Origin of the sequence: Fusobacterium ulcerans ATCC 49185, assembly GCF_900683735.1 — a bacterium.
In the GTDB taxonomy this organism is placed as follows: Bacteria; Fusobacteriota; Fusobacteriia; order Fusobacteriales; family Fusobacteriaceae; genus Fusobacterium_A; species Fusobacterium_A ulcerans_A.
The window spans coordinates 418559-439235 of sequence record NZ_LR215979.1; the positions used below are offsets into that span (position 1 = coordinate 418559).

At 29.1% G+C, this 20677-nt stretch carries 22 protein-coding genes; 17 read left to right on the forward strand and 5 right to left on the reverse strand.

Annotated features, from left to right (window positions below):
* Positions 1 to 91 precede the first annotated feature (91 nt).
* The 5 genes from E0E45_RS01880 (at position 92) to E0E45_RS01900 (ending at position 5524) form a co-directional block, all read left to right on the forward strand.
* Positions 92 to 955: a DMT family transporter gene (locus E0E45_RS01880; protein WP_130889587.1), complete on the forward strand. Its 864-nt coding sequence runs from the start codon at positions 92 to 94 to the stop codon at positions 953 to 955.
* Positions 956 to 1273: 318 nt separating this feature from the next.
* On the forward strand, positions 1274 to 2521 hold the full coding sequence (locus E0E45_RS01885) for a TolC family protein (RefSeq protein ID WP_130889588.1): 1248 nt from the start codon (positions 1274 to 1276) through the stop codon (positions 2519 to 2521).
* The gene (locus E0E45_RS01890) at positions 2521 to 3630 is read left to right on the forward strand and encodes an efflux RND transporter periplasmic adaptor subunit (protein ID WP_130889589.1); all 1110 of its coding nucleotides are present in this window, start codon (positions 2521 to 2523) and stop codon (positions 3628 to 3630) included. Before E0E45_RS01885 ends, E0E45_RS01890 begins: the two co-directional genes overlap by 1 nt.
* Complete coding sequence (locus E0E45_RS01895; RefSeq protein ID WP_130889590.1) at positions 3627 to 4304, forward strand: ABC transporter ATP-binding protein; 678 nt, start codon at positions 3627 to 3629, stop codon at positions 4302 to 4304. Before E0E45_RS01890 ends, E0E45_RS01895 begins: the two co-directional genes overlap by 4 nt.
* Positions 4301 to 5524, forward strand: coding sequence for an ABC transporter permease (locus tag E0E45_RS01900; RefSeq protein WP_130889591.1), 1224 nt, complete (start codon positions 4301 to 4303; stop codon positions 5522 to 5524). The genes E0E45_RS01895 and E0E45_RS01900 overlap by 4 nt, the downstream gene beginning before the upstream one ends.
* Before the next feature lie 80 nt (positions 5525 to 5604).
* On the opposite strand, the gene E0E45_RS01905 is transcribed toward E0E45_RS01900, so the two are convergent.
* Positions 5605 to 6036, reverse strand: coding sequence for a hypothetical protein (locus tag E0E45_RS01905; protein WP_232044037.1), 432 nt, complete (start codon positions 6034 to 6036; stop codon positions 5605 to 5607).
* A gap of 515 nt (positions 6037 to 6551) precedes the next feature.
* Here E0E45_RS01905 and E0E45_RS01910 point away from each other — a divergent pair.
* Both E0E45_RS01910 and E0E45_RS01915 read left to right on the forward strand, forming a co-directional pair.
* Positions 6552 to 7493: a YheT family hydrolase gene (locus tag E0E45_RS01910; protein WP_130889593.1), complete on the forward strand. Its 942-nt coding sequence runs from the start codon at positions 6552 to 6554 to the stop codon at positions 7491 to 7493.
* 24 nt (positions 7494 to 7517) lie between these two features.
* Positions 7518 to 8153 carry a LysE family translocator gene (locus tag E0E45_RS01915; protein ID WP_130889594.1) on the forward strand — a complete coding sequence of 212 codons (636 nt, stop codon included), beginning with the start codon at positions 7518 to 7520 and terminating at the stop codon, positions 8151 to 8153.
* 39 nt (positions 8154 to 8192) lie between these two features.
* Here the strand turns inward: E0E45_RS01915 and glyA are convergent, their stop codons facing one another.
* Positions 8193 to 9443, reverse strand: a complete 1251-nt coding sequence (glyA, locus tag E0E45_RS01920) for a serine hydroxymethyltransferase (protein WP_130889595.1) — start codon at positions 9441 to 9443, stop codon at positions 8193 to 8195.
* A 177-nt stretch (positions 9444 to 9620) separates the two neighbouring features.
* Between glyA and E0E45_RS01925 the strand changes: the two genes are divergently transcribed.
* A complete protein-coding gene (locus E0E45_RS01925; protein WP_130889596.1) occupies positions 9621 to 10481 on the forward strand; it encodes a GNAT family N-acetyltransferase in 861 nt (286 codons plus the stop codon).
* Between the two features lie 42 nt (positions 10482 to 10523).
* Here the strand turns inward: E0E45_RS01925 and E0E45_RS01930 are convergent, their stop codons facing one another.
* Entirely contained in the window at positions 10524 to 11156 is a 633-nt protein-coding gene (locus E0E45_RS01930; protein ID WP_130889597.1) for a hypothetical protein, read from the reverse strand.
* 207 nt (positions 11157 to 11363) lie between these two features.
* A complete protein-coding gene (dtd, locus tag E0E45_RS01935) occupies positions 11364 to 11822 on the reverse strand; it encodes a D-aminoacyl-tRNA deacylase (RefSeq protein ID WP_130889598.1) in 459 nt (152 codons plus the stop codon).
* Positions 11823 to 12016: 194 nt separating this feature from the next.
* On the opposite strand from dtd, the gene E0E45_RS01940 reads away from it, so the two are divergent.
* Entirely contained in the window at positions 12017 to 13549 is a 1533-nt protein-coding gene (locus E0E45_RS01940) for a nicotinate phosphoribosyltransferase (protein WP_130889599.1), read from the forward strand.
* Between the two features lie 19 nt (positions 13550 to 13568).
* On the opposite strand, the gene mgsA is transcribed toward E0E45_RS01940, so the two are convergent.
* A complete protein-coding gene (mgsA, locus tag E0E45_RS01945) occupies positions 13569 to 13937 on the reverse strand; it encodes a methylglyoxal synthase (protein ID WP_096403689.1) in 369 nt (122 codons plus the stop codon).
* A gap of 98 nt (positions 13938 to 14035) precedes the next feature.
* On the opposite strand from mgsA, the gene E0E45_RS01950 reads away from it, so the two are divergent.
* The 8 genes from E0E45_RS01950 (at position 14036) to E0E45_RS01985 (ending at position 20677) form a co-directional block, all read left to right on the forward strand.
* On the forward strand, positions 14036 to 14941 hold the full coding sequence (locus E0E45_RS01950; RefSeq protein WP_130889600.1) for a phosphatidylserine decarboxylase: 906 nt from the start codon (positions 14036 to 14038) through the stop codon (positions 14939 to 14941).
* A gap of 8 nt (positions 14942 to 14949) precedes the next feature.
* Positions 14950 to 15348: a NusG domain II-containing protein gene (locus E0E45_RS01955; protein ID WP_130889601.1), complete on the forward strand. Its 399-nt coding sequence runs from the start codon at positions 14950 to 14952 to the stop codon at positions 15346 to 15348.
* 9 nt (positions 15349 to 15357) lie between these two features.
* Positions 15358 to 16488, forward strand: coding sequence for an AI-2E family transporter (locus E0E45_RS01960; RefSeq protein WP_130889602.1), 1131 nt, complete (start codon positions 15358 to 15360; stop codon positions 16486 to 16488).
* On the forward strand, positions 16485 to 17630 hold the full coding sequence (locus E0E45_RS01965) for a THUMP domain-containing class I SAM-dependent RNA methyltransferase (RefSeq protein WP_172604218.1): 1146 nt from the start codon (positions 16485 to 16487) through the stop codon (positions 17628 to 17630). The genes E0E45_RS01960 and E0E45_RS01965 overlap by 4 nt, the downstream gene beginning before the upstream one ends.
* Entirely contained in the window at positions 17608 to 18267 is a 660-nt protein-coding gene (locus E0E45_RS01970; protein ID WP_130889604.1) for a hypothetical protein, read from the forward strand. The genes E0E45_RS01965 and E0E45_RS01970 overlap by 23 nt, the downstream gene beginning before the upstream one ends.
* A gap of 42 nt (positions 18268 to 18309) precedes the next feature.
* A complete protein-coding gene (locus tag E0E45_RS01975; RefSeq protein ID WP_130889605.1) occupies positions 18310 to 18951 on the forward strand; it encodes a peptidylprolyl isomerase in 642 nt (213 codons plus the stop codon).
* Between the two features lie 111 nt (positions 18952 to 19062).
* Complete coding sequence (locus tag E0E45_RS01980; protein WP_130889606.1) at positions 19063 to 19803, forward strand: WGR domain-containing protein; 741 nt, start codon at positions 19063 to 19065, stop codon at positions 19801 to 19803.
* Between the two features lie 10 nt (positions 19804 to 19813).
* On the forward strand, positions 19814 to 20677 hold the full coding sequence (locus tag E0E45_RS01985) for a YwqG family protein (protein WP_172604129.1): 864 nt from the start codon (positions 19814 to 19816) through the stop codon (positions 20675 to 20677).

Sequence of the window (20677 nt, forward strand, 5' to 3'; positions counted from 1 at the left end):
TAGAGGTTGACTAAAATTTATCTTAGATTTTTAGTTAACCTCTTTTTTTATTTATATGATAAAATATATATAAAACTATGGAGAAAAATAAATGGATAATAAGAAATCATCTTTAGTGCAACTTCATATAGCAGTATTTCTTTTTGGAGTATCAGGGCTATTTGGAAAATTTTTAACACAGCCATCAATAATAATTGTTCTGGGAAGAGTATTTTTTTCGAGCATATTTCTTTATATAGGATTAACAATAACTAAAGAAAATTTAAAATTGAAAAGCAGAAAAGATATGTTGATTATAGCTTTCATGGGAGTAATACTAGCTATACATTGGTGTACTTTCTTTCAGGGAATAAAACTTTCAACAGTGGCAATAGGATTATTGACTTTTTCTACTTTTCCAATTTTTGTAACATTTATGGAGCCTTTTTTCTTTGGGGAAAAATTAAAAAAAGAAGATATAATACTGGCATTTATAACTTTTGCTGGAGTAATGTTTGTTATACCTGATTTTCACATGGGAAATGAGATGACTGTGGGAGCAATGTATGGTATTTTATCTAGCTTATCATATGCAGTTCTTTCATTACTGAATAGAAAATATGCAAAAGAATACAAGGGGATGGTGATAGCTTTCTATGAACAATTGGTATCTCTCACAGTACTCTTGCCTTTTTTCTTTATTATGGAACCAGTATTTACCAGAAAAGATATTTTTCTATTACTACTTTTAGGAACTGTATTTACAGGGGTAACACACACACTTTTCATAAATAGTTTGAAGGACATCAAGACACAGACAGCAGGAATAATTTCCAGTTTAGAACCATTATACGGAATAATTTTATCAATATTTCTTTTAAATGAAATGCCTTCTGCAAAAGAAATTATAGGAGGGCTACTCGTCTTAGGAACTGTATTTTATTCTACAATAAAAAATTTAAAAAATAAAAATTAATGATTAATTATTTTGAAAAAAGATGACTAAAAGTGAGATTAAATTTTTGAATTTTAAAATTAGAAATATTCGTCAATTAATAAAATAAAGAAAATTAATGATAATATTATCTATGAAAGGTTCTTAAATTATATCTCTACCTTGAAGTCATCTATTTTTTTAATATAAAGCAATAAAAAAAATTTGAAATGCGAAATAAAAGAGTGAAAAAATTTAAAAATTTGATATAATAGATAGGTAAGATTTATTTTGACATATTTAGGACAAAAAAAAATGAGATACTTAAATACAAAACATAAGGTGCAGAAGGAGAAAGGGATGAAGAGATTTTTTTTAGTAATATATTGTTTTCTTGGAATTATTTCTTATGGAAAAGAAATAAATTTAGATATGCTTTTAGATGAAATATCAAGAACTTCTTATCAGAATAAAATATATGAAATAAGGAAAAGTACAAATGATTCTAAAGAAAAATATTATAAATTGGATACTTTTAATGGAGTAGAAACTTCAGTAACTTCTGAATACAGTAATCAAGAGGATAGTTTTCAAACTACTGGAAAAGTAAGTTATGGACCTTTTTATGTAGAAGGGACAAAACCTTATAATTCAGATGACGACTATGCTTCTTTTGGTATTGAAAAAAATTTAAAAGATCTTATTTTCTCTAAAAGTGACAGTGAACTTAACAAATTAGGAATAAGTAGAGAAATAGATAGAGTAACACATGAAAAAAATATGGAAACTCAAAAAATAGATCTTATTAATTTATATAGAGATTATAAAATAAATGAGCTGGAACTTAAAATAAAGAAAAATGGATTATCTACTCTTAAAAAAGAGGAAGAAACTATGAATAAATCTTTTAATCTAGGAGCAATAGCTAAGATAGAGCTGGATACTCTTCAATACAGCATAAGGAATCTTGAGATAGAGATAAAAAATTTAGAAGATAATCTGATAAAACTTCAAGGAAGATTTTATTATGAATATAAGTTTGATATAAGGAACAGTTCTTTGGCAGAAATAGCTCCAATGGAAAAGAATATAAGTGAATTACTGAGAAAATATGGAGCAAAGGATTTAGATAAACTTAAATATCAAAAAGATCTTACAAATGAAAATTTGAAATATTTAAAATATGATGACAGAATGCCAGAAATATCATTAGGAGTAGAGCATAGTACAAAATTTGATGAAAATAGAGTAGTTGCAAAATTTTCAAAAAAATTATTTGATTTTAATCTTGATTTAGAAGAGGAAAAAAATAGCTTATTAGAGCAGGATGTGACACTGAAACAGAAAATAGATGAAAATGAAGCTGAAAAATTACAGGCTATGAATAATTACTATAATTACTTAAAAGAATATGAAGTAAATAAGAATAAGGCTGAACTGGAACTATCAAAGTATAATATAAGAAAACTTGAATACAATTTAGGAAAAGTCAATTATATAGATGTAATGGAATCTTTTGATGACTATCTTGATTATGAAGTTGCAAAAGAAAAAGCTATTAATACTTTGAATGGATATATATATGAAATCATGGTTAGGGGTGAATAATGAAAAAAAAGCTTGATATAAAAATAATACTTTTGATAATTTTAATATTGATAGTAGCTGGAGTAGAATTTATAAGATATAGAACAACTGTTGATACTAAAAAAGATATATCTACATATGCAGCTTTAAGAGTTAAAGATAATGGTGGAAGAGGATACATAGAAGCAGATGGAAATGTTGCTGCAAATGATACAAAAAAAGTCTTTGTGGATAAAAAATTAAAAGTTGATGAAGTCTTTATTCAGGAAGGAGACTATGTAGAAAAAGGACAGATTCTAATGACTTTTGATGAAACTGAAAGAAATAATACAATGAGAAAACTAGAAAGAGAAAGACTGGCATTGGCTAAATTAAAAAGAGACATTAAAGTAGAGAGAGAACTTAATAAAATAGGTGGAAGTTCTGACAATGCTGTAAAGGAATTAAATGAAGAAATAAGAAAAATAGAAATAAATATAGAAGAATATATGGAAGACCTTTCTAAAACAGCAGAAAAAATAGAAAGTCCTGTAAGTGGAACGATAACATCTCTGACTGCTCAGGAAAATTATCTAGTAGATACAGACTCTCCTCTTATGGAAATTGCAGATTTGTCAGATATTAAAATAGTTTTGGAAGTTCCTGAATATGATGTAAAAGATATAGAACTTGGACAGAAATTGATGATAAAACCTGAAGTATTTGAAAAGAAAAAATCATATCCAGGGGTAGTAACAAAAATATCAAGAATATCAAAAGTTTCTGAAACTACATCAGAAAATGTTCTGGAAGTAGAAGTAAAACCTGATGAAGCTATTCCATATATAGTACCAGGATTTAAAGTGTCAGCAATAATATATCTGGAACAAAGAGATAGTGGAATACTTATACCTAAGACAGCTATTCTTGAAGAGAGTGGAAAGTATTTTGTATTTGTAAGTTCTGATGATGGAGTGCTTTCAAAAAGAGGAATAGAAGTAGAAAATATAAAAGGTGATGACATAGTTGTAAAAAATGGCTTAAAAGCTGGAGAGAATATACTGGTAACTCCTGATGAAAGTTTAAAGGAGGGGAGCAAAGTATTTCTTCAGTTTAAAAATTCTGAAAGAAAAGGAGCTGGAAGGGCATGATAAGAGTAGAACATCTTAATAAATACTATATCAATGGTGATATGAAACTCCATGCATTAAAAGATTTGTCCTTTCACATAGAAGAGGGAGAATTTGTAGCTATAATGGGAAGCAGTGGAAGTGGAAAATCTACAATGATGAATATATTGGGCTGTTTGGATAAAAATTCAGAAGGAACATATATTTTAGATGGTATAGATGTATCAAAAATTAAAGATGAAGAATTGTGCAAAATAAGAAATATAAAAATAGGTTTTGTATTTCAATCGTTTAATCTATTATCAAAGTTAACTGCTCTTGAAAATGTAGAGCTTCCACTGATATATGCTGGAGTGGGAAAAAAAGAAAGAGAAGAAAAAGCAAAAGAAGTTTTAAGAAAAGTAGGGCTTGAAGATAGAATGCACCACAGACCTAATGAACTTTCTGGTGGACAAAAGCAAAGGGTGGCAATAGCGAGAGCATTGGTAAATGATCCAGCTATAATACTTGCAGATGAGCCTACAGGAAATCTGGACAGTGTATCTGAAAGAGAGATAATGGAGATATTTACAGATTTTAATAAGCAGGGAAAAACTATAATAGTAGTAACTCATGAACCAGAAGTTGCAAAATATGTAAAAAGAGTTCTTTTATTTAAAGATGGAAGAATAATAAGAGATGGTGAGCCAGAATGAATTTTATAGAAAGTTTGAAGAGTGCCATTCAGAGTCTTAAAGGAAATAAAATGAGATCATTTCTTACTATGCTGGGAATAATAATAGGAATTTCTTCTGTTATAACTATGTCAGCAATAGGAAAAGGTGGTCAGGAAAATATAACAGGTAACCTCAAAGAAGGAGGTTATGGGAAATTTTCAATATCTGTAGATAAACAGGATGAAGAATTCAGATGGAAATATCTTCTAGATGACAGTATTATAGATAAAATAAAAGAGAGTGGAAAATTTAAAGCTGTCAGTCCTAAAATCAGCAGCAACTTTGCAGTAAAAATTGGCGAAAGAAAAGAAATGATGTTTCTCAGTGTAACTACTCCAGATTTTGAAGAAATTGATAAAATTGATATTGTCTATGGAAGAAATATTCTTCCTTTTGAATATGAAAGTGGAGAAAAAGTTATAACAATAGATCAACTTACAGCTAGAGCACTTTTTACCAATGAAAAGAATGCAGTGGGACAAACTGTGGAGCTTTCACAAGGGAGAAGAGGAAATGATATAACATATAAGATAGTTGGAGTGTATAAAAATCCTCTGGAACAGATGATAAAAATAATGGGAGGGCGTAGAATACCAAGATTTTTAAGAATGCCTCTCAACACTTATGATAAACTTTTTGATTTGCAGTCAGGAGGTTATACTTCATTGATAGTAGAATCAAAAGATCCAGAAAAATTAGCTGAGAGTATGACTGATGCTAAAAAACTTATGGCAGATATAACAGGAATAGAAGAATTATATGAAGTAAATGCTGAGTCTAATGCAGCAGCTTCTTTTGATAATATATTATCTACTTTAAATATATTTGTTACCTTTGTTGCTGGAATATCTCTTTTTGTAGGAGGTATTGGAGTAATGAATATAATGCTGGTAAGTGTAATAGAAAGAACAAAAGAAATAGGTATCAGAAAAGCAATAGGGGCAACTAATGCAGATATAATGATACAGTTTTTGATGGAATCTATCATTTTAACAGGACTTGGAGGAATACTTGGAATAATTATAGGAGTTCTTTTAGGGATTGGAATTGGTTTTGTAGTAAAAATACCACCAATTTTCTCAACAGTTTCTATTGTTTCTTCTTTAATAGTTTCAACAGGAATAGGAATAATATTTGGGGTAACACCAGCTAAAAAAGCGGCACAGCTTAACCCAGTAGATGCTTTAAGAAGTGAATAAAAAAAGAGGTTGATAGAAAAGATAAATTTTAGAAAAATTCTAAAATTATATTTCTTTTATAAATCAACCTTTTTTCAATTTTAAAGAAGACTTGGCAAAATACCTAAAATGGTAAATATTATTATAGTTCTTACATTATAAAGAACTTCTTTTTTCTTATTTTCAATTGTAAACATAGATTTATCTGGAAGATTTTTTTTATGATAATATTTGGAAATCAGTACAATGGAGATATATCCAAGGGTAAAGCAGAATATATCCATAGTATCAAAAGTTCCAATAATACTTCCATGTCCTCCAAAATACAACTGGAGAAATTCTAAAATTATCATTCCTATATAGATGCTGGTAAATACAACAAAATCATAAAAATAAAATGTTCTATCAACTAATAATGCTGCTCCAAAAGAAAAAAGCCATAAACCATCTGGGAGGGAATAAACTACCCAAGTGGAAAACATTTTTCTATATAATTTTGCAAAATCTCTTATATGTAAAACAGGTTTACTCAAAAAAGTGGAATGTATTAATTTGAAATAAAAGAGATTTCTGCTTCTATAGAGCAGATAAATTCCTATCCCTAAAAAAAGTGGGAAAAAAATTAAAAATAATTTTCTTTTTCTCATATTATCCTCTCATTTAACATTGACATAAAGTGTAAAAAGATTTCTATGTAGTTACAATACCGTGAAGTTTAAAAAAAGTCAATATTTAATTGAGAACTTTCCAAATAAGATAAAAAAGCATTGACTTATAATTGTATGTGTTATAAAATTTTTAGAGATTTGTATATTAAAATCTGAGACTTTTGTATTAAAAAGCAGAGATTATAATTTCAGACAATAATTTTTTAGTATTCTAAAAAAGGAAATTCTTATAATAAATTGTATAAAAAAAGTATATAATGAAGGAATTTTATTTTCGGGGGAGAATAAAAAAAGGAGGATAAAAATTAAAAATAATTCAATTAAAAATTTCCAATGCAAATTTTGGAACTATTTTTATATGAAACAGGGGGGAAAAAACATTGGACTATAAACCATCATTATTTTTTAGAAATGCTCACATAAATACTTGTTTTCCAACTCTTTTCAGAAGAATAAGCGTTAATTACACTAGAGAAAGAATAGCAACACCTGATGAAGATTTTTTAGATATTGACTGGATAAAAAATGGAAATAATAAAGTAATTGTATTATGTCATGGATTAGAAGGAAGTTCTAGAAGCAAATATATACAGGGAACAGCTAAATATTTTTCAGAGAGAGGCTGGGATATACTTGCTATGAATTACAGAGGATGTAGTGGAGAATTAAATAAAAAGGTTACTTTTTATCATATGGGACAGACATATGATTTAGAAACTGTGCTTGAAAAAACAAAAGAATATAAGGAATTGGTAATAGCAGGATTCAGTTTAGGAGCAAATCTTGTACTGAAGTATATGGGAGAAAGAGAAGTTTATCCAGTTAATCTTTTATGTGGAATGGCGGTATCTCCTCCTTGCGACCTTGTTTCCAATTCTATTGCCTTTAGAAAGTTGGGAAATATAATTTACAGAAAATATTTTGTTAATAAATTGAAAGAAAAAGCTGCTCAAAAGGCTTTTTTATACCCAACTAAAATAAATATGAACCTTATATCTAAAGTGGAAGATATTGAAGATTTTGATAATTTATTTACTGCTCCTTTAAACGGATATTTAGATGCAATTGATTATTATGAAAAAACAAGCAGTATAAATTTTATTCCTGATATAAAGAAAAAAACTTTTATATTAATGCCTTTAGACGATCCTATAATGTCTAAAAAATGCTATCCATTTAAAGAAGCAGCAGAAAATGATTATGTAGAATTAGAAACTCCTAAATATGGAGGACATGTAGGGTTTGCAAGACTATGCTCGAAAACTTACTGGCTGGAAGAAAGATTATTTGAATATGTAAAAAATGCAGAAGAAAAAAATTAAAATATATTCAAAGGGGAAGAAATAATGTTTGGAATAGTAAATTATACAATGTTTTTAACATCATGTTTAATATTGCACATTACACCAGGATCAGATACTATGTATATCTTGGGAAAATCTATGTCTAAAGATAAAAAAACTGGAGTAGTATCAGTTTTAGGAATTTCCACAGGGGTGCTGGTACATACTTTATTAGCTGCTTTTGGATTATCTATTATACTTGCAAAGTCAGCTGCAGCATTTAATACTGTAAAATATATGGGAGCAGCATATCTTGTATATATGGGAATTAAAACTATCTTAGATAAAAAGACTTTGTTTATGAATGATAAAAAAGAAGAGAAGAAAAAACTTAAAGAAGTTTATTTTCAAGGGGTAATAACAAATGTATTAAATCCTAAAGTAGCCTTATTTTTTCTTGCTTTTCTACCTCAATTTATAGATGTGAATAATAATTATGGAGTAATTCCATTTCTCTTATTAGGATTAAGTTTTTTTATCACAAGCAGTTTATATGGAATAGTTCTTGCTTCTTTTGCTTCTTCAGCAGCAGGGTTAATAGCTAAAAAGCCTGGAGCTTCTAAAATGATGACTAAAATATCTGGATGTATATATATTTTTCTAGGGTTAAGTTTGCTAAGAGCTAAATTAAAAAATTAAAAGTATAAAAAAGGTGACTATGGAAGCCACCTTTTTTTATTAGTCATATAATGGAAATTTTAAGCAAAGTTTTTTAACTTCTTCTTTAATTTCAGCTAATTTTTCATCATTATCAATATTATCTACTACTTGAAGAATAAAATTGGCAATTTCTTTCATTTCAGCCTCTTTCATACCTCTAGAAGTCATAGCAGGAGATCCTATTCTGATTCCGCTTGTAATCATTGGTTTTTCAGTATCATAAGGAATTCCATTTTTATTAACTGTAATTCCAGCTTTACCAAGAGCCTTTTCTACTTGAGCTCCAGTAAGCTTTTTATTTGCTTTTACATCTATAAGCACCATATGGTTATCAGTTCCACCACTGACAACTCTTAGTCCTCCAGCACCTAAAGCTTCAGCCAATACTTTTGCATTTTTTACAACTTGTTTTTGATATTCTTTAAATTCAGGTTCAAGAGCCTGTTTAAATGCAACAGCTTTTGCAGCAATTATATGCATTAAAGGTCCACCTTGTATTCCTGGGAAAATAGCTTTGTCTATTTTTTTAGCTATCTCTTCATCATTAGTCATTATTACTCCACCACGAGGTCCTCTTAATGTTTTATGAGTAGTTGTAGTGACTACATGAGCATATGGAACAGGGCTTGGATGTTCTCCAGCAGCGACCAGTCCAGCTATATGAGCCATGTCTACCATGAGTATAGCTCCAGCTTTATCAGCTATTTCTCTGAATTTTTTGAAATCTATTGTTCTAGAATATGCACTTGCCCCAGCAACTATAAGTTTTGGCTTAACTTCCATTGCTAGTTTTTCAACTTCATCATAATCTATATGCTCATCATCCATTCTTACACTGTAAGAATAAACATTATAATCTTTTCCAGAGAAATTTACATTTTTACCATGAGTCAAATGCCCACCATGATCCAATTTCATTCCTAAAATAGTATCACCTATATTTAAAAGAGCCTTATACACTCCCATATTAGCTTGTGATCCAGAATGTGGCTGTACATTAACAAATTTTACATCAAAAAGTTTTTTAGCTCTTTCAATTGCTAATTTTTCAGCTATATCTACACACTCACATCCACCATAGTATCTTTTGTCAGGGTAACCTTCAGCATATTTATTAGTCATTACGCTTCCAGCTGCTTCTAATATCGATTCTGATACAAAGTTTTCCGAAGCGATAAGTTCTATTCCTTCATTTTGTCTTTTTTTCTCAGCTTCTATAGCATCATAAATTTCTTTGTCATCAATAAAAAGTTTTTCTAAATCTTTCATTGGTTCCCCTCCTCAATTAAAAATAAGTTATTATTATAATATAGCATAAAAAAATATTTTTATCAAAATTAAAATAGAAAATTTATTTAAATTTTAGTATATCCTATGATATCTGAAATAAATGTAATATAATAACTTAGAATATATAATCTTTAGATTTTAATAAGGAGGATAATTGTGAAAATTGAAATTACAAATGTGCTTACAGAAAAACAAAAAGACAATATTAATAACCTTCAAAAAACTTGTAATGATTTTGAAAATCTGAAAGGAGAAGTTTTTTTATCCAATGAAATAAATTTTAATAAAGATATTCCTTGTTTTTTTCTTGGATATGAAGAAGAAAAATTGGTAGCTTTTCTAACTATTTTTGTTCCAACCAGAGAAGAGGGAGAAATATCAACTTTTACACATCCTGCTTATAGGAAAAAAGGTAATTTTAAAAGGCTTCTTAAAGAGGCAGTAGAAGCTTTAAGAAAAAATGGAGTACCCAAGATATTATTTGTAGCAGAGCCTGAAAGCTATACTTCTAAAGAAGTTTTAAAGAAAATTGGGGAAACAAAATTGATAAGATCAGAATATACAATGAGTTATTTAAAAGAAAAATTTCAAAAAAATAAGAATAGAAAAGGATTAAAATTTAAACTGGCTTCTGAAGATAATAAAAAGATATATTCTCAAATAACAGAAGAGATATTTAAAATGTCTGAAGGAACAAGTAATAATTTTGTGGAAAATGCGATAAAATCAACTGATAGAGATGCTTATATAGGATATCTTAATAGTGAAAAAATAGGTGTTTTTAATATGAATTATACTGAAGATGGAGTTTTTCTATATGGTCTGGGAATAAGAGAGTGTTTTCAAAGAAAAGGATATGGAGAAGAATTTTTAAATTTTGCTTTGGAGAAAGCTTTTGAAAAAGGAGAAAAGGCTGTTCTTGATGTGGATTCAGATAATATGCCTGCTTATAATTTATATAAAAAATTAGGATTTAAAATAGATTTTCAAGCAGACTATTATGAGTATTATATTTAAAGTAAAAGAGATTGATGATGAGTCAATCTCTTTTACTTTCAGTTAATAATCCATATATACAAATCCACCACCAAGAGTAGTAGATTTAAGCCATAAAGCAAGGTCTACCTTTTTCTCAATACTTTCATCATATATAATTCCCTGTATAACCTTATTTTCTGTATCATAGTCAATGGATGTAAGAATTACCCAATGCCATCTATCAAGAGTTGTTTCTTCTCCACTGCATAGATTTAAAAATGCTATAGGTCTGTCATTTGAAAGGGCTTTCAGAAGAAATGATAAAAGAACTTCAAAAGAAGGTTTATCCTCATTAGGCTCAGGAACATCAAGAGTATGTAAATTAACTGTCATATTTTTTTCTTTTAAATAAGTTTTAAATTTTTCACAGAATATTTCAGTAGTTGGTATTCCTTTATTTCCAGGGGTAACAAATTTCCATAACTCGTTCATTAGAGAGAGCATAGAACTTTTTATACATGGAAGCTTTTCTGGACTTTCTTTGATATATCTGTAATAGTGTGTAAGCATTGCTGCTGTAGTAGGGCCGCACCCTGCACGACGTTGTATTTCTTCCAGGTACCACTCTTGGTCACATCCCAAAAATACCTTGTCTGTTGTATCATCTTTGATTTTAAATAAATCAAGATTTTTAATTTGTGATGTATAAAGCACAATAACACCCCCTATAGTTACTTTTTACTTTTGAGGTATTTTAATATCTCATTGTTTTAAGTTTGTATATAATCAAAAATAAAAAATATCTTTCAGAGCATAAAAAAATAGCTGCTGAATGATATCTATATATATGATAACATTTGACAGCTATTAAATCAACAGAAAGAATTTTATAAATAAAAAGAAGAAAATTTTTTTGCCTTTTTATTTTAAATTTGCAATATCTTTTGTATCAATTATCATCGTAACAGGACCATCATTAAGAAGTTCCACTTTCATATCTGCACCAAATTCTCCACATTCAGTTTTTATTCCAAAACTTCTGCATTTTTCTAAAAATTTTTCATATAATGGCTCAGCAAGGTCTGGTCTGGCAGCTTCTGTGAATCCTGGACGACGTCCTTTGATGCAATTACCATAGAGAGTAAATTGAGATATAACTAGGAGTTCTCCTTTTATATCTTCCAGTCCTAAATTCATCTTCCCTTCTGCATCTTCAAATATTCTAAGATCTTTTACTTTAGAAGCCATCCAGTTCACTTCTTTTTCTGTATCTGTATGTGTCACACCAAGAAGTACAAGAAGACCATTTCCTATCTCTCCCAAAATTTTTCCATCTACAGTGACACTTGAATGTTTTACTCTTTGAATAACTGCTCTCATATTTTCACCTCTAAATAATTTATATTCTAGTTAATTCTATTATAAATTTCTGACTTTTGCAAGAAGTAAAAATTGATAGATTAAATGATTTGAATCAAATAAGAATTTGGAAAAACGATAAATAAATGATATAATTGTTAGGATAAAACATATTATTTTATAGACTATATTTTTGTGTCAAAAGGAGTTAGAGTATGGGAAAAGAAATAGTTTTAACAGAGTTTGCAAGAGTAATAAATTCAGATAGATACCAGTATACAGAAAGTGATATTTTCTTGATGGAACATATGGAGGGAAAAGAAGCTGTTTTTGATGTATTTTTCAGAAAAACAGAGGATGGAGGATTTGCTGTAGTTTCTGGAGTACAGGAAGTGATTAATCTTATAGAAATTTTGAACAGTACAAGTGAAGAAGAAAAAAGAATGTATTTTTCAAAACTTATCCATGAAGAACAGTTAGTTGAATATCTTTCAAAAATAAAATTTACTGGAGATATCTATGCTATGAGAGATGGAGAAATAGCATATCCAAATGAACCTGTTATTACTGTGAAAGCTCCATTAATAGAAGCAAAAATATTAGAAACACCTATATTAAATATAATGAATATGCAGATGGCAATAGCTACAAAAGCTTCAAGAGTTACAAGAGCAGCATATCCTGTACAGGTTTCATCTTTTGGAAGCAGAAGAGCTCATGGATTTGACAGTGCAGTTGCTGGAAATAAAGCAGCAATCATTGGTGGATGTGTAAGTCATTCCAATCTTGTGACAGAGTATAAATATGGAGTGCCAAGTATAGGAACTATGGCTCACTCCTATATTCAGACTTTTGGAGTGGGAAGCCATGCTGAAAGAATAGCTTTTGATACATTTATAAAACATAGAAGAAATAGAAAATCAAATGCTCTTATTCTTCTTATAGATACATATAATACTATTGGAATAGGAATAAGAAATGCAATTGATTCGTTCAAAGCTTGTGGAATAGATGATAATTATCCTGGAGTATATGGAATAAGAATAGATTCAGGGGATCTTGCTTATCTTTCTAAAAAATGCAGAGCTATGCTGGATGAAGCAGGACTTACAAAGGCAAAAATATTCCTTACTAATTCATTGAATGAAGAACTTATCAGATCATTGAGAGAGCAGGGAGTATGTGCAGATACTTATGGAGTAGGAGATGAAATTGCTGTAAGTAAATCTAATCCTTGCTTCGGAGGAGTATATAAAATAGTTGAAATAGACAATGAACCAGTAATAAAATTATCAGAGGACATTATAAAAATATCTAATCCTGGATTTAAGGAAGTATATAGAATATATGACAAAGATGGATTAGCTTATGCTGATTTAGTAACTCTTGTAAAGAATGACAGTGATAAAGAAAAATTAATAAATGGGAAAGATATTACTATCAGAGATGAGAAGTATGATTTTAAATTTAGTGATTTAAAAGAGGGCGCATATAGTGTGAAAAAACTTACTAGAACATATGTAAAAGATGGAGAAGTTGTTGCAGATGAATATGAAAAATTATTTGATGTATTAGGTTCTCAAAAATATTATCTGGAAAGTTTAGAGAAAATATCAGCAGAAAGAAAGAGATTGGAAAATCCTCATAAATATAAAGTGGACCTTTCTGAAAATTTAATAAAATTAAAATATGATATGATAAAAACTATACAATCTGAAATATTAAAAGATGACTCTCGTAAAAAATAAGAGAGTCATCATATAAAATCTATTTTTTTAAAGCTGTCACTAATAAACGAGCAGTAGAAAGATTAGTAGCAATTGGGATTTTATGTACATCAGCCAGTCTGATAAGAGCAGAAATATCAGGTTCATGAGGCTGGGCAGTAAGAGGATCTCTTAAAAAGAATACAGCTTTGATTTTGTTGAGAGCAATATCGGCTCCAATCTGTTGATCTCCACCTATTGGTCCAGATTGGTATCTATGGATATTTAGTCCAGTTGCTTCTGCTATTCTTTTCCCCGTTGTTCCAGTAGCTACTAATTCAAAATCTTTAAAGAAATCAAGATTTTCTTTTACAAAAGTAACTATTTCATCTTTCATGTTGTCATGAGCTATAAGAGCGATTCTTTCCATTATTATAGTTCCTCCCTTGGAAATTAATTGATATAGTTATTATATAATAATTTTGCATGAAATTACCAGTAATTTCAAAATAAAAAAAGGGTGATACTATGGAATTTAGTAAAATAAGATATATAGAGAGAAAAACAGGAGAGGTTCTTGTGGAAAAAGTGCCAGGAGAAAAGTATTTGAAATTTTTATATTATAACCCTCTTGGAGAACTTCCTTTAAATATGATAGTAAGAAAAAAGTTTCTTACAGAATATTATGGAAAAAAAATGGACAGCAGAGAATCTTGTAAGAAAATACCATCTTTTATAGAAGAAGCTGAAATAAACATAGAGGAAGCAAAAAAGTCTGTAGAGGAATTCACTTCATTTAATGATTTTTTCTACAGAGAGTTAAAAGATGGAAGAAGACCTATAAATAAAGATGAAAATGTACTTGTTTCGCCAGCAGATGGAAAAATAATGGTATTTGATAATCTAAGTGATAAAGATAAGCTTTTTGTAAAAGGGGATAAATTTACTTTGGAAGAATTTTTTGGAAGTAAAGAATTAGCTCAGAAATATGAAGGAGGAGTTTTTCTTATAGTAAGATTAGCTCCAGTAGATTATCACAGGTTCCATTTCCCTTCTGATGGAAAAATAAGTAAAAGTCAATTAATAGATGGATACTATTATTCAGTTTCAACTCTTGCTATAAAAAAGAATTTTAGAATATTCTGTGAAAATAAAAGAGAGTATTCTATACTTGAAACAGAAAAATTTGGAGATATAGCTATGTTTGAAGTTGGAGCTACTATGGTAGGAGGAATCAAACAGACGTATATTCCAGATTCAAATATAAAAAAAGGAGAAGAAAAGGGCTATTTCTTCTTTGGAGGGTCTACTTGTATACTGGTTTTTGAAAAGGGGAAAATACAGATTGATAAAGATTTGCTTGAAAATACTAAAAATGGAATTGAAACGAAGGTATATATGGGAGAACAAATTGGGATTTCCAATAAAAGATAGGGAGAGGTATGAAAAGAAAGGCGAAATACTTTAAAATAGGAGATTTAGTCATATATTCTTTTCTTCTGTTTTTCTTTGTTACTTTAGGAATGAATATCACAAAATTGTCTCAAGAAAAAGCTTCTAAGGTAGAAATATATGTAGATGGGCAATTACAATATGTATATCCACTACAAGAGGAAGAGAGAGATGTCTTTGTTGACACAAATCTGGGAGGAGTAAATGTCAAGTTCAAAGATAATATGGTAAGAGTGACAACTTCCAATTCACCTTTGAAGTTAAATGTAAAACAAGGATGGATAAAAGATCCAGGAGAGGTTATAATTGGAGTTCCAGATAGACTTTTAATAAAGATAGTAGGGGATTCTAAAGACACTGGGGAAGATTTAGACTTCGTAATAAGGTAGGCGAGAATAGTGGAAAAAAAATGGACTTTTTTAAAATTCTTAGGAGCAGGGATAATACTTATACTGGTACAGAGCTTTTTTCAAAAATATGATGCTTTTAAAGATATATACAGTACATATATCGGCTATCTTATACCAATGATATATGCGGTATTTATTTCCATATTTTTGGAACCTTTAGTGAGTAAAATAGAAGAGAGATTTAAACTTAAAAGATGGATAGCTGTATCAATAGTCATTGTACTTGTAGTAATAGGAGTTGCAGGATTTGTAGGGTTGATACTTCCACAGCTTGGAAAAAGTTTTAAGGAACTATACAATAAACTTCCTCATATGCAGGAACAGCTTGGAAATCTAATAAAAAGGGTTTTGGATTTTCTTAAAGAAAAGGAACTTCTTGTAATTGGAGAGAAGCAGATAGAAGATAATATAATTAGCTTATTAAAAAGAAATATAGGAAATTTACAGGAATTTGGAATATCAGTTCTTTTAAATATTGTATGGTGGACTGTTGCATTGAGTAAATTTTTTATAGGATTTTTTCTTGCTGTATTTATTTTATTGGATAAAGAGTATTTTATTAGATTTATAAAAAATATACTTACAATAGTTTTTGGAAAGGAAAAAGGGTTATATCTGAGTGATTTTCTTAATCAGTCAAGAAATGTCCTTTTAAATTATGTATGGGGAAGGATAATAGCTTCAGCTTTTGTGGGAGTAGTAACTTTTATAGTACTTTTTTTCACAGGAGTTCCTTATGCATTATTAAGTTCTTTGATGATAGGAATGGGAAATATGATACCATATGTAGGCTCAATTGTAGCAGGAGCTATAGCAATATTTTTAGTAATTTTAGCAGAGCCTTCAAAAATAATATATCTGCTTATTGCAATGATGGTAGGTCAGACAGTGGATGGGTGGATAGTAGGACCTAAAATTGTAAGTGAAACAGTAGGAATGAGTACATTCTGGGTAATAGTAGCAGTACTTATTGGTGGAAGCCTTATGGGGCCAGTAGGAATGTTCTTTGGAGTACCAGCTTTTGGTATAATAAAACTTATCTATGAAACACAATTAAAAAAAACTGAGAACAGCAGTACAAATAATAAAAATAAAAAGGAGAAAAAATGGAAAAAATAACTTTGATAGCTTCGAGTACAATGGGGCTTGAAAGTGTTGTAAAAGATGAATGTGTAGAACTTGGATTTGAAAATGTGAGGGCATTCAATGGAAGAGTAGAATTTGAAGGAACTGTAAAAGATATAGTTAAAGCAAATATACATTTAAGATGTGCAGATAGAGTATTTATAAAAATGGGAGAATTTAAAGCTGTTACATTTGAGGATCTTTTTAGAAATATGAAAAGGATAGAATGGGCTGATTTTATTCCAGAAAATGGAGAATTTCCTATAAGCTGGGTAAGCTCTGTAAAATCTAAACTTTTTTCAAAATCTGATATACAGAAAATAGCTAAAAAAGCTATGGTTGAGAAAATGAAAGAAACTTATAAAAAAGATTATTTTTATGAAGATGGAGCTTTATATGCAATAAAAATTCAGGCACATAATGATATCTTTGTAGTTATGATGGATACAAGTGGAGAAGGACTTCATAAAAGAGGATATAGAGCAATAAAAAATGAAGCTCCTATAAAAGAAACTATGGCAGCAGCTCTTGTAAGACTTTCAAGATGGAAGGGAGGGGAAAGACCTCTATTAGATCCTATGTGTGGAACAGGAACTATTCTTATAGAAGCAGCTATGATAGCAAGAAATATAGCTCCAGGAGCAAATAGAAACTTTGCATCTGAAGGGTGGAAAATAATTCCAGAAAATGAATGGATAGAAGCAAGGGATGAAGCTTTCTCAAATGAAGATTATGAAAAAGAAGTTAAGATTTATGGTTCAGATATAGACCCTGAAACTATAGAGATAGCTAAAGAAAATATAAAGAAGGCTGGAGTGGAAGATGATATAACTCTTGAATGTAAAAATTTCCTAGATATAGAAATGGAATCAAGACAAGGGTGTCTAATAACAAATCCTCCATATGGAGATAGACTTCTTGATGAAAAGGCAGTAGAAAGGCTTTATGGACTTCTTGGAGATGTATGCAGAATGAGAATACCTAAATGGTCTTACTATATAATTACTTCATATGAAGAGTTTGAAAAATGCTTTGGAGGAAAAGCTACTAAGAATAGAAAACTATATAATGGTGGAATAAAATGCTATTATTATCAATATTATGGAGAAAGTAATGGAAAAAATGGTAAAAAATAATGAAATCTTAAAATTTTCTATAGAAGTAATTTTACAGGTTTTTAAATCTATAAATAAAAAAATAGATGAAATGAAAGAGATAGGGGATATTTCAGGAATAGAAATACTGGAAAAAGATGTTATACCAAAATATGAAAAACTTTATGGTGGTTTGACAGGAGAAGCTGTTGAAAAGTTTGATGAAGAACAGCTTTCTGTTATTAAAAAATATATTGAAGATATAATGAAAGAAAATAAGTTCAGTAAGGAATACATAAAAAATCAGATAGAATTAAGAGAAAAATTAAAGGGAGATTCTGGAGCCGAAGTAGTAAAAAGATTTTTTCAATATGAAAAGAAAGAACTTGAAAAAATTAAATATGAACTTCTGGATAGAGCTGATAAAGTATTGGAAGAGGAAGAAAAACTCTCTATGAAAATGAAAAATGCAGTACAGGAAGAGGAGCAGATTGAATATATTTATAAACTTCAACCTGTAAGAGCTGAATTCAGAAAAATAGAAGAAAAAATAATAAAAGTTCAAGAAAAACTTGATGTATTGAATAAAAGATTAGAGTCAGAGTGGCCATATGAAATATATGGAACTATATCAAAAGAAGAAATGTTGGAAACTTATAATAAAATTATGAAAAAATAATTATGATTTCTAGAAAAGTATGATAGAATTATGGAGGAGAAAATGAAAATGGTAAAAATAGTAATATTGCTATTAATAATCGCAGGAGGTTTTTTCTATCATTCAAGAAAAAGTCGTTCAGCTGATTTAAAAATTAAGGAGGGAACAAAGGTGGAAAATATAGTATTAAATGCTAAAATAAAAACTTCAAAAGGGGATATAAATTTAAAATTATTCCCAGCAGCAGCACCAATGACAGTAACAAACTTTGCATATTTAGCAAAAAGAGGATATTATGATGGATTAATATTCCATAGAGTAATAGCAGACTTTATGATTCAAGGAGGAGACCCAACAGGAACAGGAGCAGGTGGACCTGGATATCAATTTGGAGATGAATTTGTTGAAGAGCTTACATTTAATGCACCAGGGAAATTAGCTATGGCTAATGCAGGACCAGGAACAAATGGATCTCAATTCTTTATAACTCATGTACCAACTGAATGGCTTAACTACAAACATACTATTTTTGGAGAAGTAGTTTCTGATGCTGACCAAGCTGTAGTTAATAAAGTAGCACAAGGAGATACTATTGAAACAATAGAAATCACTGGAGATATAGATAAATTCTTAGAGGCTAATAAAGAAATGAAAGAAAAAATGGATGAGATATTAGCTCAAACAATGCCTAATTTAAAAAAATAATAGAAATAAAAATAAAAGTCAACTACCAGCTGCGTTATCTAAACCAGTGGTTGGTTGACTTTTTTTAAATTTAAAGGTAATATAAAATTAAAAATTTATTGGGGGGATGTGATGAAAAAAGCTTTTAAATTTAAAGATGAAAAATCAGATAAGTTTTGGTGGATAAATTATAGTGGAAAAGATTTTGCTGTAAATTATGGAAAGAATGGAACTGTAGGAAAATATGAAGTAAAAGAATTTGAAACTGTAGAAGAATGTGAAAAACAGGCTCTTAAACTTATAGCTCAGAAAATAAAAAAAGGATATATAGAAGATGAAAAATTTGACTTTAATAATCATCTTTATTTTGATTCAGAAGAAATAGGTTTACATCCAAAAACTTCACATCCTTTATTTGATAAATATTTTAATAGAGAAAATTATTATGATTGTGGAGAGGAAGAATCTCCCTTTGGAAATGATAATGGATCAGATACTTTATCTTATCTTTACGAACATATAAGAAAGAATGGAGATAAGGATATAAAAAATTTTCCTAAAAAGGTAATTGAAAAAAATTGGGAAATGATATATTGTCCTCCAGAAAATTTACTTAAAGAGGATTTGAAAAATTTTATTTCTGGGAAGAAAGTCAGTGGTATAGAAAATTCACATCTTCTTATAATAAATGATCAAGTGATTATAGCAACAGCTTTTGGTCAAATAAAAATAATGGGAAAAATTGATGAAGAATTGAAAAAAATGGCTTTAATGTCATTAAGGAGATGGAATATGGTAATGGAGATGGATGGATATGGTCATTCAAATATAATAGATGAGATGGAAAATGATATGGCAAAATTTGGAAATTAAGGAGGAAAATATGGAATTAGAAAAATTATTTAAAGAAATGGAAAAAAATACAATTCTTGTAAATTTCGAAAAGAAAATAGAAAGTGAGCTTCCAATAGGTGTTTCAAAATTTGGAGGAAGACCAGATTTACCAGAAGATTTTGAATGGTATTACTATGAAGGTAAAGGATACAAAGGAAAAGTAGAAAATAGGCCATTAAGTTTTTTAGTTCAGATTAATTGTAAAGAGATAAAAGAATATGATAAGGAAAATCTGCTTCCTGAAAGTGGAATACTGTACTTTTTTTATGAAATGGAAACTATGACTTGGGGATTTTCTCCAGAAGATAGAGGAAGTGCAAAAGTATTTTATTATAATGGAGATATTTCTAAATTAAAAAGAAGAGAATTTCCAAAAGAATTAGATGAAGATTATAAAATGCCAGAAAAAAGAATAGTTTTTAGTAATAGAAGGGATGTTCCATCTTATGAAGAGTTTGATGAAATATTAAATGATATGGGATATGAAGATATTAATGATGAGTTTTATGATGAGTATGAAGAAAAACTTGTGAAATATATTGAAAATGACAGCAATACTATAAGCAAATTTTTAGGGTATGCAGATGTAATACAGGGTGATATGAAATTAGAATGTGAAGAGGTCACAAATGGAATTTTATGTGGAAAACCTCATGAATTAGAAAAGCCTATGAAAGAAAAAATGAATAAAGGAAGTAAGGAATGGCAGCTTTTATTCCAGTTGGATACTGTAGAAGATGATGAATTTGAACTTATGTTTGGAGATTGTGGAAGAATATATTACTTTATAAAAAAAGATGAGCTAAAAAAGAAAAACTTTGATAGTTCTTGGCTCATCTTACAATGTTATTAA

Excerpts from the sequence above, each read along its gene's own strand:
- mgsA (WP_096403689.1), bottom strand. The coding sequence starts at position 13,937 with ATGGAAAGAATCGCTCTTATAGCTCATGACAACATGAAAGATGAAATA.
- E0E45_RS01900 (WP_130889591.1), top strand. The coding sequence starts at position 4,301 with ATGAATTTTATAGAAAGTTTGAAGAGTGCCATTCAGAGTCTTAAAGGA.
- E0E45_RS01980 (WP_130889606.1), top strand. The coding sequence starts at position 19,063 with ATGAAAAAAGCTTTTAAATTTAAAGATGAAAAATCAGATAAGTTTTGG.
- dtd (WP_130889598.1), bottom strand. The coding sequence starts at position 11,822 with ATGAGAGCAGTTATTCAAAGAGTAAAACATTCAAGTGTCACTGTAGAT.
- E0E45_RS01985 (WP_172604129.1), top strand. The coding sequence starts at position 19,814 with ATGGAATTAGAAAAATTATTTAAAGAAATGGAAAAAAATACAATTCTT.
- E0E45_RS01975 (WP_130889605.1), top strand. The coding sequence starts at position 18,310 with ATGAAAATGGTAAAAATAGTAATATTGCTATTAATAATCGCAGGAGGT.
- E0E45_RS01895 (WP_130889590.1), top strand. The coding sequence starts at position 3,627 with ATGATAAGAGTAGAACATCTTAATAAATACTATATCAATGGTGATATG.
- E0E45_RS01950 (WP_130889600.1), top strand. The coding sequence starts at position 14,036 with ATGGAATTTAGTAAAATAAGATATATAGAGAGAAAAACAGGAGAGGTT.
- E0E45_RS01955 (WP_130889601.1), top strand. The coding sequence starts at position 14,950 with ATGAAAAGAAAGGCGAAATACTTTAAAATAGGAGATTTAGTCATATAT.
- E0E45_RS01940 (WP_130889599.1), top strand. The coding sequence starts at position 12,017 with ATGGGAAAAGAAATAGTTTTAACAGAGTTTGCAAGAGTAATAAATTCA.
- E0E45_RS01885 (WP_130889588.1), top strand. The coding sequence starts at position 1,274 with ATGAAGAGATTTTTTTTAGTAATATATTGTTTTCTTGGAATTATTTCT.
- E0E45_RS01890 (WP_130889589.1), top strand. The coding sequence starts at position 2,521 with ATGAAAAAAAAGCTTGATATAAAAATAATACTTTTGATAATTTTAATA.
- E0E45_RS01880 (WP_130889587.1), top strand. The coding sequence starts at position 92 with ATGGATAATAAGAAATCATCTTTAGTGCAACTTCATATAGCAGTATTT.
- glyA (WP_130889595.1), bottom strand. The coding sequence starts at position 9,443 with ATGAAAGATTTAGAAAAACTTTTTATTGATGACAAAGAAATTTATGAT.
- E0E45_RS01915 (WP_130889594.1), top strand. The coding sequence starts at position 7,518 with ATGTTTGGAATAGTAAATTATACAATGTTTTTAACATCATGTTTAATA.
- E0E45_RS01970 (WP_130889604.1), top strand. The coding sequence starts at position 17,608 with ATGGAAAAAATGGTAAAAAATAATGAAATCTTAAAATTTTCTATAGAA.